14 protein-coding genes are annotated in these 17,498 nt (G+C 45.9%); 4 read left to right on the top strand and 10 right to left on the bottom strand.

The annotated features are described in order from the left end of the window. Positions 1 to 139: 139 nt before the first annotated feature. Positions 140 to 1,939, bottom strand: coding sequence for a cation:proton antiporter (locus tag ACXAH6_RS03180; RefSeq protein WP_474875186.1), 1,800 nt, complete (start codon positions 1,937 to 1,939; stop codon positions 140 to 142). Between the two features lie 199 nt (positions 1,940 to 2,138). On the opposite strand from ACXAH6_RS03180, the gene ACXAH6_RS03175 reads away from it, so the two are divergent. Then, entirely contained in the window at positions 2,139 to 2,993 is an 855-nt protein-coding gene (locus ACXAH6_RS03175; RefSeq protein ID WP_474875185.1) for a hypothetical protein, read from the top strand. Positions 2,994 to 3,034: 41 nt separating this feature from the next. Here the strand turns inward: ACXAH6_RS03175 and ACXAH6_RS03170 are convergent, their stop codons facing one another. The 3 genes from ACXAH6_RS03170 to thpR all read right to left on the bottom strand — a co-directional run bounded on the left by ACXAH6_RS03170 (position 3,035) and on the right by thpR (position 6,948). Beyond that, on the bottom strand, positions 3,035 to 5,206 hold the full coding sequence (locus ACXAH6_RS03170; protein ID WP_474875184.1) for a M3 family metallopeptidase: 2,172 nt from the start codon (positions 5,204 to 5,206) through the stop codon (positions 3,035 to 3,037). 147 nt (positions 5,207 to 5,353) lie between these two features. After that, on the bottom strand, positions 5,354 to 6,208 hold the full coding sequence (gene purU, locus ACXAH6_RS03165) for a formyltetrahydrofolate deformylase (RefSeq protein ID WP_474875183.1): 855 nt from the start codon (positions 6,206 to 6,208) through the stop codon (positions 5,354 to 5,356). 128 nt (positions 6,209 to 6,336) lie between these two features. Continuing rightward, entirely contained in the window at positions 6,337 to 6,948 is a 612-nt protein-coding gene (gene thpR, locus ACXAH6_RS03160) for an RNA 2',3'-cyclic phosphodiesterase (RefSeq protein WP_474875182.1), read from the bottom strand. Between the two features lie 53 nt (positions 6,949 to 7,001). Here thpR and hrpB point away from each other — a divergent pair, with 53 nt between their 5' ends. From hrpB to soxR, 3 genes are all read left to right on the top strand, one after another. Beyond that, on the top strand, positions 7,002 to 9,479 hold the full coding sequence (gene hrpB / locus ACXAH6_RS03155; protein WP_474875181.1) for an ATP-dependent helicase HrpB: 2,478 nt from the start codon (positions 7,002 to 7,004) through the stop codon (positions 9,477 to 9,479). Between the two features lie 349 nt (positions 9,480 to 9,828). Next, entirely contained in the window at positions 9,829 to 10,551 is a 723-nt protein-coding gene (phbB, locus tag ACXAH6_RS03150; protein ID WP_474875180.1) for an acetoacetyl-CoA reductase, read from the top strand. Between the two features lie 312 nt (positions 10,552 to 10,863). Beyond that, positions 10,864 to 11,304, top strand: coding sequence for a redox-sensitive transcriptional activator SoxR (soxR, locus tag ACXAH6_RS03145; RefSeq protein WP_474875179.1), 441 nt, complete (start codon positions 10,864 to 10,866; stop codon positions 11,302 to 11,304). Between the two features lie 40 nt (positions 11,305 to 11,344). Here the strand turns inward: soxR and ACXAH6_RS03140 are convergent, their stop codons facing one another. From ACXAH6_RS03140 to ACXAH6_RS03115, 6 genes are all read right to left on the bottom strand, one after another. After that, positions 11,345 to 12,568, bottom strand: a complete 1,224-nt coding sequence (locus tag ACXAH6_RS03140; protein WP_474875178.1) for a lytic murein transglycosylase — start codon at positions 12,566 to 12,568, stop codon at positions 11,345 to 11,347. Between the two features lie 66 nt (positions 12,569 to 12,634). After that, positions 12,635 to 13,852 carry a polyhydroxyalkanoate depolymerase gene (locus ACXAH6_RS03135; protein WP_474875177.1) on the bottom strand — a complete coding sequence of 406 codons (1,218 nt, stop codon included), beginning with the start codon at positions 13,850 to 13,852 and terminating at the stop codon, positions 12,635 to 12,637. Positions 13,853 to 13,995: 143 nt separating this feature from the next. Then, positions 13,996 to 14,340 carry a phasin family protein gene (locus ACXAH6_RS03130; RefSeq protein WP_474875176.1) on the bottom strand — a complete coding sequence of 115 codons (345 nt, stop codon included), beginning with the start codon at positions 14,338 to 14,340 and terminating at the stop codon, positions 13,996 to 13,998. Positions 14,341 to 14,363: 23 nt separating this feature from the next. Continuing rightward, entirely contained in the window at positions 14,364 to 14,978 is a 615-nt protein-coding gene (locus tag ACXAH6_RS03125; RefSeq protein ID WP_474875175.1) for a phasin family protein, read from the bottom strand. Between the two features lie 167 nt (positions 14,979 to 15,145). Further along, a complete protein-coding gene (gene phaR, locus ACXAH6_RS03120) occupies positions 15,146 to 15,577 on the bottom strand; it encodes a polyhydroxyalkanoate synthesis repressor PhaR (protein WP_474875174.1) in 432 nt (143 codons plus the stop codon). 137 nt (positions 15,578 to 15,714) lie between these two features. After that, positions 15,715 to 17,490, bottom strand: a complete 1,776-nt coding sequence (locus ACXAH6_RS03115; protein WP_474875173.1) for a PHA/PHB synthase family protein — start codon at positions 17,488 to 17,490, stop codon at positions 15,715 to 15,717. Positions 17,491 to 17,498: the final 8 nt, after the last annotated feature.

Genomic DNA, 17,498 nt, shown 5'->3' with positions numbered 1-17,498 from the left:
CACGCTGAGTGCATTAATAAGCGCGACGGAGTAATCGGGTCAAACATTAACAATAATGCTCGATTTAATCGCGCGCTTGATTACACGTTTTCCAGGGAGAGGCACCCTGCCGTTGGGTAGGGTGCTATTCCTCCAAACCTCACTCGTTCGAATCTCTTTCTACTTCAATCAAACTGATTAACTTCCAGCCTGATTTAGGTTGCAGTGGTTTGCCTTGAACCGCTACATGTATGCGCTGATTTTCGTCCAATGCAATTAATAACGTGGCGCGAATACCATATGTTTCGCGATAATCACTGTAAGAAAACTCTTCCGATAGACGCGTTGTTTTGATGGTAGCCCCTCGGCTCACCGCTGACGCCAAATAGCCATACGTCATTCCTTCGTCAAACAATGACAATTTATCAGCATACTCGTTTGCAACCTGATGACTGGGGCGAGTCTGTTGCTCGTTATTGGTTAGCCCCCATACCTTGCCTTTTCCTAATGCGTACTCAAAGTGATAAGTAACTAAGGGGTTGAGCTGGCGATAAGGCGACATAATTAAAACCGTACCCAGCCGTGTCATATCTAAATGTCGCGAGGCATGTTCAGACATAGGGTTTCCGAAATAGACCGGTATTTCTTTCATACGGGCGGCGCGGATTGCGTCCCAGTTGGTGTCTGCAATCACCACGGATAAAGATTGCTTCTGCATTTCTGACGCCAACATTCTACTGAATTGGCTACCCCCAAAGATCAAGAACCCTGTTGGTGAGGGAGCGCGGACTTTCAGCAGTTTAGCAATGGGTTTAGCTGTAAGACTTTGCAAAACCACAGACGCGATGATGACCAAAAACACCATTGGTACAATCACGTCAGCTTGTTCGAAACCAATTTGCTCCAATTGCAAGGCAAATAGTGCGGATACGGCTGCGGCGACGATCCCCCTTGGTGCAACCCAGCTCAGTAAGGCAATTTCTCGCCAGTTTAATTTTGTACCGACAGACGAGGCGATGACAGAAAGTGGCCGAGCAATAAATAATAGCGCGATAAGAACAATAACCGCACTGGCACCCATATCAGCTATCGCATTGAGATCTAGCCGTGTTGCCAGAAGAATAAAAAGCCCCGATATGAGCAGTACGCTGAGGGTTTCTTTAAACTCTAAAATATCTTCTACGTCGACTTGTTTCATATTGGCCATCATCATGCCTGCAATGGTCACGGTGAGCAGCCCTGATTCATGGGCGATGGCATTCGAGAAAGCAAACGCTGCGAGTATGATGGTGAGAACAGCAGTGTTCTCCAGATAGTGGGGTATCCAACTCTTGCGAATGGCAACGCCTAGGCTGTATCCAACCAAAGCTCCAATGCCAATCCCTGTTGCCAAGGTAAGAGCAAATGCTTGTGCCGTGTGTAACATTGCGCTTTGAGACGACACAATATATTCGTACACCAATACGGCCAGTAAGGCCCCAATGGGATCGATGACAATCCCTTCCCAGCGTAAAATATTGGCGATATTCGTTTGCGGTCTTACCGTTCTAAGCATGGGTACAATAACCGTAGGGCCAGTTACTGTGACTATCGCACCAAATAGGAAAGCCAATTGCCAACTGATCTCAAGGGCAAAATGCGCCGTGACGGTAGCGATTACCCAAGTAATGGCTACGCCAATGGTACACATGTTGCGCACCATATTGCCGTGCCCCGCAATATCGCTAAATTTTAGCGTTAAAGCGCCCTCAAATAAGATAATAGCCACCGACAATGACACAACAGGGAACAAGAGGTCGCCAAACAGTGCGTCGGCGTCAAGTAGGTGCAATATGGGGCCAACGAGCATGCCCACGACTAATAAGGGCAGAATGGCTGGCAAACGAATTTTATAGGCCAAGTATTGGCACGCGCTGGAAAGTAATCCAACGCAGACCAAAGCGATCATAGGGTCTGACACAATAATTTTGTCCTTATCAACTGTGCTTCAACGTATCTTACATGAAAATCGTGTGCATACAGGCTGAACTTTGGCAGTATAGAAATGACTGAGGTAAAGCGTACCTAAAGTGTAGTTCTGTTTTACTTTTTTGGCGTTCAATTCGATCACAGCACATCGATGTTGTCGCCGTTAATTTTATCAATATTCGAGATTTATCATGTTTCTTCTCATTCGTTCGTTTGTACTGACACTTCTGTTAGTGCCTATGGCTTGCTCTAGCAATACAACACCAGACTCACCACACTACACCTTAATTGCACGTACGACATTAGATGCGAAATTGGGCGAAACGTCGGGCCTTTCATGTGATGAAGAGGGCGCCATTACCGTCAACGACTCAGGCAATGACCCTGTGCTTTTTCAACTCAATGAGCGTGGAGACATTCTTAAACAGACCAAAGTCAAAGAGAAAAATCATGATTGGGAAGCGGTAACCAGTGATGATAAGTATTATTACGTCGGTGACATTGGGAATAATCATGGTGCGCGTAAAAATTTAACTGTGCTTAAAGTGGATAAAACAGATTGGTCTACTACGGCGCGTATTGCGGTAAATTACGACGGATACCAACCGGGTACCTATGAAAGAGTCAGTCACGACTTTGATGCAGAAGCGCTGGTGGCACACGATGGCCAACTATTACTTTTCTCAAAAAGCTGGGCTACTCACAAAGTACATATCTATCGCCTTCCTCATGATACGGCGCAAACATCTACCGTTGCGTTGAAGCCTGTGGCAGAAGTAGCGGGTTTGCCTGGAGTGGTAACTGGGGCGGACTGGGATGAGTTTAATCAGCGTTACGTTGTGGTTGGCTATAGCCTGAAAACGTTTGGTTTCTTTGAGCCCTTTATGGCGTTTATCAGTGAAAAGTTTGAAGTGATCAACACCTTTCCGCTTGCCCACAGTGCGCAAGTAGAAGGTGTGTGCGTGAAAGATAAGCACGAAATTTGGTATACGCAGGAAAGCGCGCCGCTCAGTACAGCGAGTTTATTTCGCATTCGGGTAGAATAAAAAAGGAGACGGTATCGTCTCCTTTATCTTGGTTTAGAACTTTAGTCTTTCTTTGGTACTGGGAAGCCACGATCACGCATTAGTGCTTCGACGTTTGCGTCACGCCCACGGAACTTGCGGTAGGCTTCTGCTGGGTCCATGGCATTGCGTACTGAGAATAAGTACTTCACTAGCTTACCCGCCATTTCTTCATCATAGAAACCCCCAGGTGCTTCTGCAAAAGCTTCAGCGGCATCAGCGGTGAGCACTTCCGCCCACATATAACCATAATAGCCTGAGGCATAGCCCTCACTTGAGAACACATGGCCAAATTGCGTGCTGCGGTGGCGCATCACAATTTCTTCTGGCATACCGATGGCCGCTAATTGCTCACGTTCAAATTTGTCGGGGTCAATAGTGTCTGGATCGGTTGTATGATACAGCAAGTCCATAATGGCCGACGCCATGTACTCTGTGGTTTTGAAGCCTTCGTTGAAGGTCGACGCTTTATTGATTTTTTCAACCAAGCTGTCAGGGATAGGCTCCCCCGTTTTGGCATTCACTAAGTAATTATCAATCACTTCATCAGTGGTTAACCAGCGCTCTAGTAGCTGAGACTGGAACTCAGTGTAATCACGTACACCTGAGTGCGACGTTGGGTACGCGACTTTGGCTGATAAGAAGTGTAGAGCATGGCCAAATTCGTGGAAAAAGGTCTCGGCGTCATCCCAAGACACCAACGATGGTTCGCCATCGGCACCTTTTACGAAGTTAGAGTTGTTCGATGCTAATACGGTTTTCTTACCATCAAAAGTGGTATAGCTGCGGTAGGTAGTTGCCCACGCACCAGAACGTTTGCCTTTGCGTGCGAAGGGGTCGAGGTACCACAAACCAATGTGTTCGCCAGAGTCTTTGTCGGTCACTTCCCATACCTTTACATCAGGGTGGAATACGGGCACTTTGCCTTCTTCAACAGGCGTAAAGTTAAAGTTGAACAAGCGACCTGCCACATAGAACATAGCTTCTCTTAACTTGTCGAGCTGAAGGTATTGCTTCACTTCGTTTGAATCTAGATCGTACTTAGCCTGACGTACCTTCTCGGCGTAAAAGCGGTAATCCCAAGGTGCAATCGTGATGTCTGCGCCTTCTTCATCAGCAATGGCTTGCATATCTGCCACTTCTTCGTGAACACGGGCTACAGCAGCAGGCCAGACTTTCATCATAAGATCCATCGCGTTTTCGGGGTTTTTCGCCATGCGATCTTCTAAACGCCACTGTGAGTAATTCTCGTAGCCAAGTAATTCAACACGCTCGTCACGTAGCTTGAGAATTTGTTTAATAATCTCGTTGTTATCAAACTCGTCACCGTTGTCACCGCGGTTGTAGTAGGTGCGCCACACAGTTTCACGTAACTCACGATTGGTTGAATACGTTAGGAAAGGGTCCATTGAAGAACGGGTGTTAGTAATCGCATATTCGCCTTCGTGACCACGTTCTTTTGCGGCAGCCGCCGCCGCTTTTACAAATGACTCAGGCAAGCCGTCTAGCTGATCTTTGCTGATATAAGTGACATAGTTTTCTTCGTCAGCCAATACGTTAGTTGAAAACGCAGTCTGTAGCTTGGCTAGCTCTTGGTTAATGGCGGCATAGCGTTTTTTCGCTTCCGCATCTAAGGTTGCGCCATTGCGTGCAAAGCTGTTGTAGGTAAGCCAAGTAATACGTTGTTCTTCTGGTGTGAGGGTTGCAAGCTCATCACTCTCGTAAACGGCTTTCACCCGTTGGAATAGCTTGTCGTTCTGAGTAATCTTACTCGAAAATGCAGATAACTTGGGTGACATTTCTTTTTGAATGTCACGGAATTCCGCGCTTGATTTATTTGAACGCCAAATACCGTAGTAGGTGAATACGTTACCTAAGGCATCGCCTGCTTTTTCCATTGCGACAATAGTATTGGCAAACGTCGGAGGTTCTGGGTTATTAGCAATGGCTTCTACTTCCGCCAAATTTAATGCCATGGCTTGTTCTAGCGCAGGTTTTAAGTCGGCCAGATCCATTTTATCAAATGCAGGTACGCCGCCGTAGGGGCCGCTGTAATCTTGCATAAGCACATTGTCGTATTGCGGTGCTGTGGTGGCGGTAGTATCAACTTGGGTAGTTTCTTGTTTGCTCTCTGAACAAGCGCTCAATGCGAGCACAACCGCGGCTGCGGTAAGAGTGTGTTTTATTGTTAGCATGTTATTTCCTGTCGGATTCGTTATGTTGCGCAAGAGTGCAACCTGCACCCTCAAGCTTCACATGCTAACTTGGCCTTTGTAAAGGGCAAAGGCCATTGGTCGTGAGGTTTAGGTTGCACATCATGTGTACAACCCATGTGGAAGGGCTTACGCGAATACCACGGTTTTGTTGTGATGAATAATCACGCGGTCTTCAAGGTGATTACGCACACCGTGGGCTAAGGCGGTTACTTCACAATCTTTACCTTTGCGAACCATATCGGCAGCGCTGTCGCTGTGGCTAATACGCTTGACGCTTTGCTCGATAATCGGGCCTTCATCTAGGTCTTTTGTCACATAGTGACATGTTGCGCCAATGAGTTTCACGCCGCGATCGTAAGCTTGCTGATAAGGTTTCGCGCCAGCAAAAGAGGGTAAGAAACTATGGTGAATATTAATGGCGCGCCCAGCTAATTGCGAGCATAAGGTGTCTGGTAAAATCTGCATAAAGCGTGCGAGCACGGTTAAATCAATCTTGTACTCTTCAAGTAAGGTGGCAATTTGGGCAAAGGCTTTTTCTTTGCCAAGCGCTTTAAAGTCGACCCAGTGAAATGGCACTTTATACCAATCGGCAAATTGTTTCATTTGCGGGTGGTTGGCAATAATACACGGAATGTCACAATTCAATTCGCCAGTGTGCCAGCGGTGTAGCAAATCAACTAAACAATGAGATTCCAAACTCGCTAATAAAGCCACGCGCTGTTTGTTTTGTGAATTGGTTAGCTTCCATTGCATTTGGTATTCATTGGCAATGGGTGTGAATTCTTTAACAAAATCGTCGTAGCTCAAGTTGATCGAGTCTGCCCCAATTTCGTGACGCATGAAAAAACGACCGGTTTGTAGGTCTGTGTGATGATTGGCTTCAACGATAGTGGCGCCATGAGAAGCGAGAAATTGAGAAACACTGGCAACCAAACCAATTTGGTCTGGACAGTCGATAACAAGGCGATAAGTTTGCTGCATTTTATGAAAAGTACGAAACGCTGAATAAATAATGCATTCTTTTTACCCAGCCTACTCGACTATGTAAAGCCTGATCCAGCATAAGTAAGTGTAAAAAGTTAGGTCTTAGCCAGGAAAATGGCGAAAATCTACAAAATACCTTGCCGCAATCGCTCGCGGATACTGCTTCCTGCGTCGAGTGACCAACTCTGACGTATGGGGTATTGCACGCCTGATTTACCCGATACCGACTCGAACAAGTGAAAGGCATTAAAAGTACATGCGACCTTGGGAGCAATTATGGGCAGGGGCGTTGAATTATTTGCCTTTCTCAACACAGTAACATGAGGTTTGTATTCGCGGTTCTCTACTTGTATGTGCGCCTCTCTCGCCGCTTTACGACAGGCCGAGGCAAGCAGTGACAAAGGTTCTGGAATTGTTAATGGTGCAGCAAATTGAATTTTGGGGCCACTCCACGCGCCAAACCCATCGAGGGTCAGCGAAAACGGTGGTAAGTTAATTGTATCTAAAGCGTCGAGCAAGGCTTCGTGTTGTATCTCTGTGATATGACCTAAAAAACATAAAGTCATATGAAAGTTAGCCACTGGCACACATTGTGGCGTTGCTGGGCCTTGGGCTTGCTTGCTATGATTGCGCGACTTTACTGGCGCTACCCCATAATCAGGCATTGCCTGAGTGCGCCAATCATCAAGTGCAAGTTTTTCCTGCGCTGATAAATCTAATCCAATAAAACTGCGCATGTTGAACGAGGCTCCTTTTCAGTGTTGCTTCAACGGCAAAGAGAGTGGCAATAATGAGTGACCCAGTGTTTCCTGTACAGCATATTTTTCCAGACTTAAGTCATGCGTTACAAGCAGGAAATGCGATTGTATGTGCGCCCCCCGGTGCGGGCAAATCAACGCAGTTACCTTTGCATCTGTTGCGCACTATTTCAAACGGCAAAATACTCCTGATGCAACCTCGCCGCGTAGTAGTGCGAAATCTGGCTCATTTTTTGGCTAAACAACTAGGAGAGCAGGTAGGAGAAACCATTGGGTATCGCATCAAAGGCGACACTAAGGTCAGCGCCGATACGCGATTAGAAGTGATCACTGAGGGAATACTCACGCGTATGATGCAACACGATCCTGAGTTGGAAGGGGTTGCCGTTGTAGTGTTTGATGAGTTTCACGAACGCAGTATCCATGCCGATTTCGGTTTGGCACTCGCTATCGAAATCCAGCAAGGTTTGCGAGACGATTTACGCCTAGTCGTGATGTCGGCAACGCTCGATGTGCAAAGTGTGCAAAGGCTATTACCTGATGCGCCGGTGCTTGAAAGTCAGGGGCGAATGTTCGAAGTAGAAACGCATTATGGTGGGCAAACTTCGCCAGAAAAGTTGTCACAAACTACTGTGCAGACTATTCATCAAGCCCTCGATAATCACGTGGGCGATCTACTGGTTTTTCTGCCTGGCGCAAAGTGGATATTACAGTGTGAGCGTATGCTGCAAGAATACGGTCGACTGACGTCACATGCTGCGGATGTACATTTATTGTATGGGGCACTGAGTACTGACGACCAATTGGCAGCTATTCAACCTGCGCCAGCTGGCCGGAGAAAAATAATACTCGCTACCAATATTGCAGAAACGAGTTTGACCATTGAAGGTATTACCGTGGTCATCGATTCAGGGCGTGAACAAGCAGCCCAATTTCATTTGGCCACCGGTGTGAATGAATTAACCCTTCAAATGATCTCGCAAGCTTCAGCTATTCAAAGACAAGGGCGCGCTGGCCGTGTTCAAGCGGGGGTGTGCTACCGCCTGTGGCCGAGAGAGCAACAAGGCCGGTTAGCCAAAACCGCTACGCCGCAAATCCTACGTGAGGATATTACGCCCCTGTTACTTGATACTTTGCAATGGGGCACAACTATTAATGCGCTAGCGTTAATTGATCAGCCTTCGCATGCTCAGCAAAATCACGCATTTGATACTTTACTTTCTCTTCAAGCAATAGACGACACAGGAAAGCTACTTGCACGTGGTAAAGCATTGGCTAACTACCCATGTCACCCGAGAATTGCGGCGTTGTTGGAACGAGTGAAAGAGCGTGATGAGCAGCCATTACATGTCACCGCTGCTTGGGTTGCGGCGTATTTAGAAGACTTGCCTCGGGCATCAGGCTTTGTGAGTGATGTGTTACGCACGTTGCCGGAATTATCCAAAAAGCGTTTGTTGCAGCAAGCCAAACGCTTTGCTACCACCTTGCAATGCCAAGTAAAGTTGAGCGATGTAGATACGCTTATATCGGATGATATTGCACTGTGTTTAGCGTTGGCCAATCCTGACTTTATTGCCAAAAAACAGCAAACCCAATTTAAGCTAGCGGCTGGTCGAGGTGCAACCTGGGACACATTAGACACCAGCAAGCTAACTTGGGTTTGTATTGCTAATGGCCAAGTTAAACACAGTGAACTGCAAATATTTAATGCTGAGCCAATTGAAGAAGCGACACTTCGCCAATGGTTTTCCAAGGCTTTTCATCAGCAAGACTGGGTAGCCTTTAACAAAGCTAATGCGCGAATGGAAGCGCGCACTGGGTATCGGTTCGGGCATATTACGCTGTCTAGTGAACCCACGCCTAAGGTCGCAAAATCAGCATGGGCGCAGGCGTGGCGTGAATGGTTGTTGGCCCAACCCCTGACAGAGTGGCCATTAGATGAAAAAGCCCATCAATGGTTGTGTAGAGTGGCGTTGGCAAAAGACAACGCATTGCGTCAACCACAAGCTTTTGATGTGGCAGAACCATGGCCCAATTGTACTGAAGACACAGCCTGGCTGGTGGATTGTGTCATGGCATCATTAGCACAGTGTAAAACGCTCAGCGACCTTACCAAACTGAATTGGGCGCATCATTGGCAACAAGCACTGTCATGGCCACAGCAAGATGCATTGAATCAATTTTTACCTACTAGTATGTCGGTGCCGAGTGGGCAAGTACGCGGGTTGGAGTACAAAGAAAATGGCGACGTGCTATTGCCGGTCAAACTGCCAGAAATGTATGGCCTGAGTGAACCTATTCGTATTGCTGACGGCAAGGTAACGGTCACAATAGCGTTGCTTTCTCCTGCGGGCAGGCCCATTCAGTTAACACAGGATTTAGGCCGTTTCTGGTCGGGCACATACAAAGAGGTACAAAAGGAAATGAAAGGGCGTTACCCCAAACATTTTTGGCCCGACGACCCCGCAACGGCAAAACCAACGACTAAAACTAAACGAAATATGAGTTAGCTTTATGTGTGGTTGATAATTATACTTGCGTTCGACTTATTGTAAATAAAAGGTTAAATTAGGTTTTTTGAAAACGTTTTCCAATCATATTTAGATTTCCTGAAATTCATCTTTTCTTTGAATTATATTTATATAATTCAATCGTTTGTTTTTATTTCATGCTTCCGTAAATATTACTTTACTTGTGTTTTTTTCGTCTTAAATAAAATTTATTAATTGATAAATAAAATCTTAGTTGTTTAAAAGTTTTGGTTTTTTATTGGTCAGTTCTCGATTTTGTCATCTATGCTTTATATAAGCGGTATAGGATTGACTAAAACGTGAGCATGACAAAATAGAGGACAACAGCATGAGCAAAGTGGCACTGGTAACTGGAGGTACACGCGGCATTGGTGAAGCAATCTGTACGACGCTGAAGGACGCTGGGTATACAGTCGTTGCCAATTACGGAGGGAATGAGGAAAAAGCTAAGGCGTTTACAGAGCGCACTGGTATTCCGGCCTATAAATTCGACGTGGGAGATTTTGAAAAAACTCAACAAGCGATCTCGCAAATTGAAAGTGACTTTGGCCATATTGATATTTTGGTCAACAATGCTGGTATAACCCGCGACGGTACCATGCATAAAATGTCATTTGACCAATGGGATGCAGTAATTCAAACAAACCTCGCATCATGCTTTAACACATGCCGTTCTGTGATTGACGGTATGCGCGCGCGAAGTTTTGGACGTATTGTAAACATTGGTTCTATTAACGGACAGGCGGGTCAATATGGGCAGGTCAATTACGCTGCTGCGAAGTCTGGCATTCATGGGTTTACCAAAGCGCTAGCTCAGGAAGGAGCGGGTAAAGGGATTACGGTTAATGCGATTGCACCCGGATACGTCGACACTGAAATGGTGCGAGCAGTGCCAGAAGAAGTACTACAAAAAATTATTGCTAAAATTCCGGTAGGTCGATTGGGTAAACCAGAAGACATTGCTAAAGGTGTGCTGTTCCTTGTGAGTGATGACTCAGGCTTTATTACAGGTTCTACGCTGTCGATCAATGGTGGTCAACACATGTATTAAACGCTATTGCGTTGTAGCGAAACGGCACAGGTTGTTACTCACGTTAAAGTAGTGCCGTTTCTGCTTTGTTTTCTTTCTTCGTTTTCATTTGTTTGCCATAGCGCCATTAAAGTAGCGCCAACACTGTTGCCAAAACTTTCTCCGTTTCCTTATTACTTCCCTTTCCGGAACATTCTCTTGTTTACTCATTAGCATGGTGTTTCGCATAGTCATTGTATTCATTTTCGTTCCTCTTTTTGGTGGTTAATTCATCAATGTATGGGTATGCTAAAACCTCAACATATGTTGAGGTAAAGGGCTTATTTAAAAAAAATGGAAAATTTATCGGTAGGGCAAGTTGCGAAGCGCTGTGGGGTAAAAGTGTCTACTTTGCACTTCTATGAACGACAACAACTTATTTTTAGTTCGCGAAACAACGGTAATCAGCGGCGATACGGGCGCGATACCTTACGCAGAGTGTCATTGATTAAAGCGGCTCAGAAAATGGGTATTTCATTGCAGGAGATTCAGGCGGCCTTTGTTGATTTGCCTCAGTTTAGTGCACCTGATAATGAAGCATGGCAACAGTTGGCGATAAAATGGCAGGGCCAACTCGATCAGCGTATTGAGAGCTTAACAAGACTGCGAAACTTGTTGACGGGGTGTATTGGCTGCGGGTGCCTTTCTTTGAAAAGCTGCCCTTTATATAACCCTGAAGACACGCTCTCTGAAAAGGGCCCTGGGCCAGTTATTTTGGATAAGAGACACGAATAGGCGCGCCCTTATCCAACGTTAATCTAACAATGGCATTAGGTTAACTGGTAACCGCTAATGGCACCCCAATAGCTTGCATAACGGCAAGTGAAGGAAAACCGTCGGCGATCATGTTTCTTTCTTGCTGAAAGGCGCGAATACCAGCGCGCGTTGCAGGGCCAATAATACCGTCTGGTTTACCAACGTCGTGGCCATGCTCATTGAGTTGTTGTTGTAACTGTACAATATCTTGCCTGGTGTATTTAGGTAAGTTTGGTAAGGGAGCGCTCAACTTCCCCGCCCCTGCAATACGATCAGCAAGTCGACCTACGGCAATGGCGTAGAATTCAGAATTATTCCACCGCATGATCACTCTAAAATTACTATAAACCAGAAAAGCTGGCCCCTCATGGCCCGCAGGGATCACGATATAGGCACTGAGATCTGATTGACCCAGCTTAGAGCCATCCGATTTAGTAATGCCTAACGTTTCCCACTCTGTGAGTGAGCGGCGCTGACTATAGCCCGATAATGTGTAATTGAAATTGGTTGGTAGAGTAATTTCTCGTCCCCAGCGAAAACCCGGTTGCCAACCTAAATTGGCGAGGAAGTTAGCGGCTGAGGCTAAGGCGTCTTGCTCACTTTCCCATAGGTTAATTTGACCGTCTTTATCTCCGTCTACCGCGTAGTTTGCGTAGGCCGATGGCATAAACTGTGTGTGCCCCATCGCACCAGCCCATGACCCCACCATGATGGCTGGGTCCAGAGACTCTCGCTCTACGATTTTGAGTGCGGTGATTAACTCTTGGGTAAAATACTGGCTTCTGCGGGGATCACAGGCGAGCGTTGCCAATGAATCTAATACTGGCATTTTACCTTTATACCCGCCAAAGTTGGTTTCTAATCCCCAAAAAGCCAGTAAATAATGAGCAGGAACACCGTACTTATCGTTTAGCGCTTTGAGAAAATCTCTGTGTTTAACCGCCATGGCTCGGCCTTTATCGATTCGCCATTGGTTAACGCGTTTGGAAAAATAATCAGGGAATGTTTGTACAAACTCAGGTTGACTCTTATCTAGCTCAAGTACGCGATTTTGTTGTTTAAGCGCTGGAATTAATTGTTCTGCGGTGGCTTTGCTGACACCCGAGGAAATCGCTTTTTGCTGTAGCTCACTCTTACACGCCTCGAAATCTGCGGTGTTAGCAAGGGCGGTTACAGGGAAAATAAAGAGAGCCGAGAAAACTTGAAGTCGGGCACGAGAAGGAAGACGGAAAAAACAACGCATAAGTCAGTCCTGCTATTTTAGAGTAGCGTCCATGCTACCTGTTTTCTTGACCGAACGGGAGTCGGATCAGGCGTATTTATGAATAAAGTCGCTAATTAACGGGCGAATATGTTGGCGGAATTTCGAGCCACTAAATATGCCATAATGCCCCGCCCCCTGTTGAATATGATGTTTGCGCATCGAATCAGGGATATTCTTGCAAATGGTTTGCGCCGCTTGAGTTTGGCCTAAACCACAAATGTCATCATCAGCGCCTTCTACCGTCAGTAAGGGCGTGTGATCAATGGCTTCAAAATTAACAGGCTCACCCTGATAGGTTATCGCGCCACGGGCCACTTCGTTGTTTTTAAACACCCGCTCAATGGTTTCGAGATAAAACTCGGCAGGCATATCTAGCACGGCGAGGTATTCGTCGTAGAACGCGCGAAAACGGTCGGCATCTTCCTCTTCGCCATAAACCAAGTTTTGATAAAAGTTTACGTATTTCTTCATGTGGCTTTTGTGGTTCATACTTATAAAGCCACCGAGCTGCATAAAGCCTGGGTAAACGCGTCGCCCCTCTCCGGGGTAACCACGCGGCACCCGCATGATCGCTACATTTCTGAACCAAGACATTGGGTGCTTGTGAGCAAACTCGTTTACTCGACTCGGGTTTTTTGAGGTGTCCAAAGGCCCTGCCATCAATGTTAGTGACTTAGGCGTGCATGAATGTTTTTGCTCAGCCATTACTGCAGTCGCAATTAAGGCTTGTACCGTTGGCTGGCAAATCGCAATCATATGGGTGTCTGGACCAAGGTACTCAAGAAACTCAATTAAATATGAGACGTAACAATCGAATGAAAAGGGGCCGGCATCTAAGGGCACATCACGGGCATCAGCCCAGTCAGTAATATACACCTCGTGATCAGGCAGCAAAGCTTCTACGGTGCCCTTTAACAAGGTAGCGTGATGGCCTGACAAGGGCGCCACTAATAACACTTTATGGTTGTCTTTTTTGCCAATACGATTGAAATGAATGAGATCGCAAAATGGCTTAGCCATGGCGACTTCTTCTTTCACGCTATGGCGCTTACCTTCGATGGTGATCTCGTCAATATCAAAGCCCAATTTCTCGTAGCGCTGCGTTAAGCGCATCGCAGTTTCGAGTGAAGCGCGCGTGACTCTTCCGGGTAAGGTATGAGAGAAGGGGTTAGAAGGATGACTCGCTATGTCATTGAGCAAACTAAATCCTTCGTGCATAAAATGTGCACTGCGGGCCATGTAATCATAAGCTTGATAATTCATACGGTCACTCCTCAAGAACTGGACTTCGAGCAATGTTAAGACTGCGTTAATGGCCGTAGGTTCCCTTTTGTACAGGGGGCTACAGTCAAAAAGAAGGGGCCATAAGTTTCCTTACAGCCCCTTGTTATCCTTAACTTGCTGATTTATTTAGCAGCAGCTGCGAATTTCGATGTGTATTCTTCGCTCAAACCTTTTAGCATTTCACCGGCTTTAGTTTGTGCTTCGGTAATAATGCCGTACGATGTTTTCGCCGCGTCTGTAACGGTTTCTTGCATGCCTTCAAAGTAAGCTTTTTGTGCTTCAGCAAGACTCATGATGTCTTTTTGCTGGGCCGCTTTTTCCATAAAAGACATACCGTCAGACATCAATGTAGAGAACAGTGAATTTTGTTTCTCGGCAAGGTCTTGCATGGTATTCATGTTCAATGTTGCCAAATCAGTCACAGGCTTCATCGCGCTTTGAAATTGTTCGCTCATTTGTTCAAACATAATGGCTCTCCTTAAAGAGTAAGTTAGCTGGTTGATTTCGAACTAGTTGTGGTTGACTTCGCCGGCGCTTTTTTGGCTGCCGTTGTTGTTTTACGGGTACGAGTGGTGGTTTTCTTCGGCGTTGCCGTAGGCTTAGGGGCTGCTTCAGTAGGCGCTTTAGCGACTTCTTTTGTTTCAGTCGCCACTTCTTTCACGGCTTCAACGGTCTTTTCAGCTGTTTTTGCTGCCGGTGCGGCTGCTTTCTTCACAACCTTTGGTGCTGCTTTTGTTGCTTTGGCTACTGGCTTGGTTACCGCCTTAACCTCTTCAGCTACCTCATTGGTGGCTGAGTCAAATGAGCCTTTAACCACATCGGTCATCTTGGTCTGCATCTCACTCAAGGTGCTGTATGCTTCTTTTGAAGCGCTTGCGAAGCGCTCTCGCATCGACTCAGCATAAGCTGAATTGGCAGCGACAATGCCTTTCATTTCGGTTTGCACAGACACGCTTTCTAAATACTTCACGCTGTCACTTAACATACCGGTAAAAAGCTCTGTCTGATGCTGAGACAGGTCTTCTAACGTCTTGGCGTTAAGCGCAAGGAACGAATTGACGGGCTTAGTTGATTTTTTCAGTTGCTCTGAAAACTTGCCAAACATATCTTTCTCCCAACGTGTTATCGTGTTTTGCTGCACTGCAACAAAATATTGGTTAGATAATAGACAATCGATCAACTATTGGTCAAGTTGATTTTGCTGCATTGCAGCAGGATGGTTAGAACGATTTTGTATAGCAATATAGAGTTTTATGTTGCTTTGCAGCAAAGCTATTTGTTAGATTTAGGTTTGTTGGCCTTTTGCCATGCATCCAGGTTTTGTTCCATCATCTTGCTGAACATCCCGAGTGGGCTAGTGTCGACCATATTCTTCATCATACTTTGGAATTGGTCTTGCTGCTCGATAAAGCTCAACAAGCTTTGCTCTAAGTACTGGCGCACAAAAACTTGCATATCACTGTCGTAAAAGCGAATGAGTTGTTTTAGCAGAGAGTTGGTTAACAGTGACTGATGATCATTGGTTTCTGATTCTGAAATGATCTGTAACAAGATGGTTTTGGTGATGTCTTCGTTGGTTTTAGAGTCGACCACAGCAAACTCTTGCCGTTCTTGAATGAGAGTTTTGATGTAATCCAAGTTGACGTATTGGCTACGTGAAGTGTCGTATAAACGTCTATTGGGGTATTTCTTTATCGTAATCATTCAAACGCGCCAAGGTAATGAAAGGTTGTGACTCTTGTTTGAGGGTAACGCATTTTCATGAATAAGGAAAAGGCCAAGTCATGCTGGTTGTTGACCAACATGGCTTGGATGTAACGTGATCTGGTAAAACGAGGGCCTTAGTGATCTAATCGCTTTTTTACATAACTGCCGGGGGCGGCTTCCAGTATCGGGTAATGTTTGTTTTTTCCCGGTTGAATGGCTTTTTGTTGGTCGCCGTTATGTGACGCAAGCCATGCGTGCCAATCAGGCCACCACGAACCTTCGTGTTTTGCTGCGCCCTCAAACCAATCACTGGCTTTTTCGGGTAAGTCTTGATTAATCCAGTGTGGATATTTACCGGTTTTGGTTGGGTTAATCACGCCAGCTAAATGCCCCGACCCCGCCAAAACAAAACGGGTGTCTCCTGAGACAAGCCTTGTACCCTTGTATGCGCCCTGCCACAGCACGATGTGATCAGCTAAGGTCGACAGGAAATAAACCGGCATGTCGATGTTCCCAAGATCAACGGGCACGCCGTCTATTTCAACAGCGCCCGGTGTTTTTAGCTTGTCTTCCCAATAGGTTGTGCGTACATATTGCTTAAAACAAGCGGCAGTAATATTGGTCGCGTCACTGTTCCAGAATAAAATATCGAAAGGGGCTGGGTCTTTTCCCTTGAGATAGTTGTTGATGAAATACGACCAAAACAAATTGTTCTCACGCAGTAAGCTGAAACTGAGGCCTAATATGCGCCCATCGTAAATGCCTTTAATATCGGCATTTTGTTCCATAATAGGTAACGCTTGTTCAGATAAATAATTACCAATTTCACCGGGTTCACTAAAATCGAGTAAGGTGGTTAGTAAGGTCAGTGACTGAATGCGGGTGTCGCCCTGTGCCCTTAAAAATGCAGCGGTCATTGATAATAAAGTGCCACCAACGCAAAAGCCGACCATGTTGAGTTGTTGTTGCTTGGTGATTTCACATACTACATCCATCGCCGCAATTGGCCCGTGTTTCATGTAACTCACAAAATCGTGATCGGCTAGGGCTTTGTCTGGGTTAACCCATGAAATCATGAATACACTGTGACCTGCTTCTAGCAAACCGGCCACCATCGACTTGGTTTCATCCAAATCGAGAATGTAATACTTGTTGATAAACGGCGGTACAAACAAGAGGGGAGTGGTGTAGGTTTGTGCCGTTTTGGGCTTGTAATGAATGAGCTGGATAAGTGGATTTTGGTATATCACTTCGCCTTCAGTGGTCGCCAGATTGTCCCCTACTTTAAAAGCGTGCATGTCGGTTTGTGTGATCTTAAACGCTTCTAATGGGCTTTGTTCAAGGTCGCGCATGAAGTTCTCAATGCCTTTAATCATATTTTGGCCATTGGTTTTGAGGATCTCTTCACACACTTCAGGGTTGGAAAACAAATAGTTAGTGGGGGACACTGAGTTGATGTATTGCCGAGTATAGAACTTAACTTGTTCTTCCGCTTTAGGGTCGTTAAACGTCATGGTGTCTAACATGCCTTGCAGCATTTTAGAGTTAATTAAATAGGCTTGCTTGAGGTAACTAAAAACGGGGTTATCATGCCAGTCGGTGTGACTAAAACGCCGATCAGCGCGTTCTTCGCTTGCTACCACATGGGCTTTTTCACCCAACATGGCCTTTGTTGCCTCTTGCCACAACTCGGTTTGCTGGCGCATAAACTCTATTTGTTGTTCAACTAATTTAGCGGTATCAACCTCCACTTTCCCTTGTAATAACGATTGTAGCTTTTGTGGGTCAAACATGGCGGCGGTGTCTTCACTGCTTGATTTTCGATTCAATACTTCGTGAACCATGTTGTTAAATTGTTGGGCGTATTTGTTCAGCGTATCCAGTAAAGCGTTGTTGTCCTGTTGCTGCACAGAACCTC

This window comes from Alteromonas sp. ABE4_545 (assembly GCF_056161325.1).
This window is presented reverse-complemented; position numbering and strand designations above follow the sequence as displayed.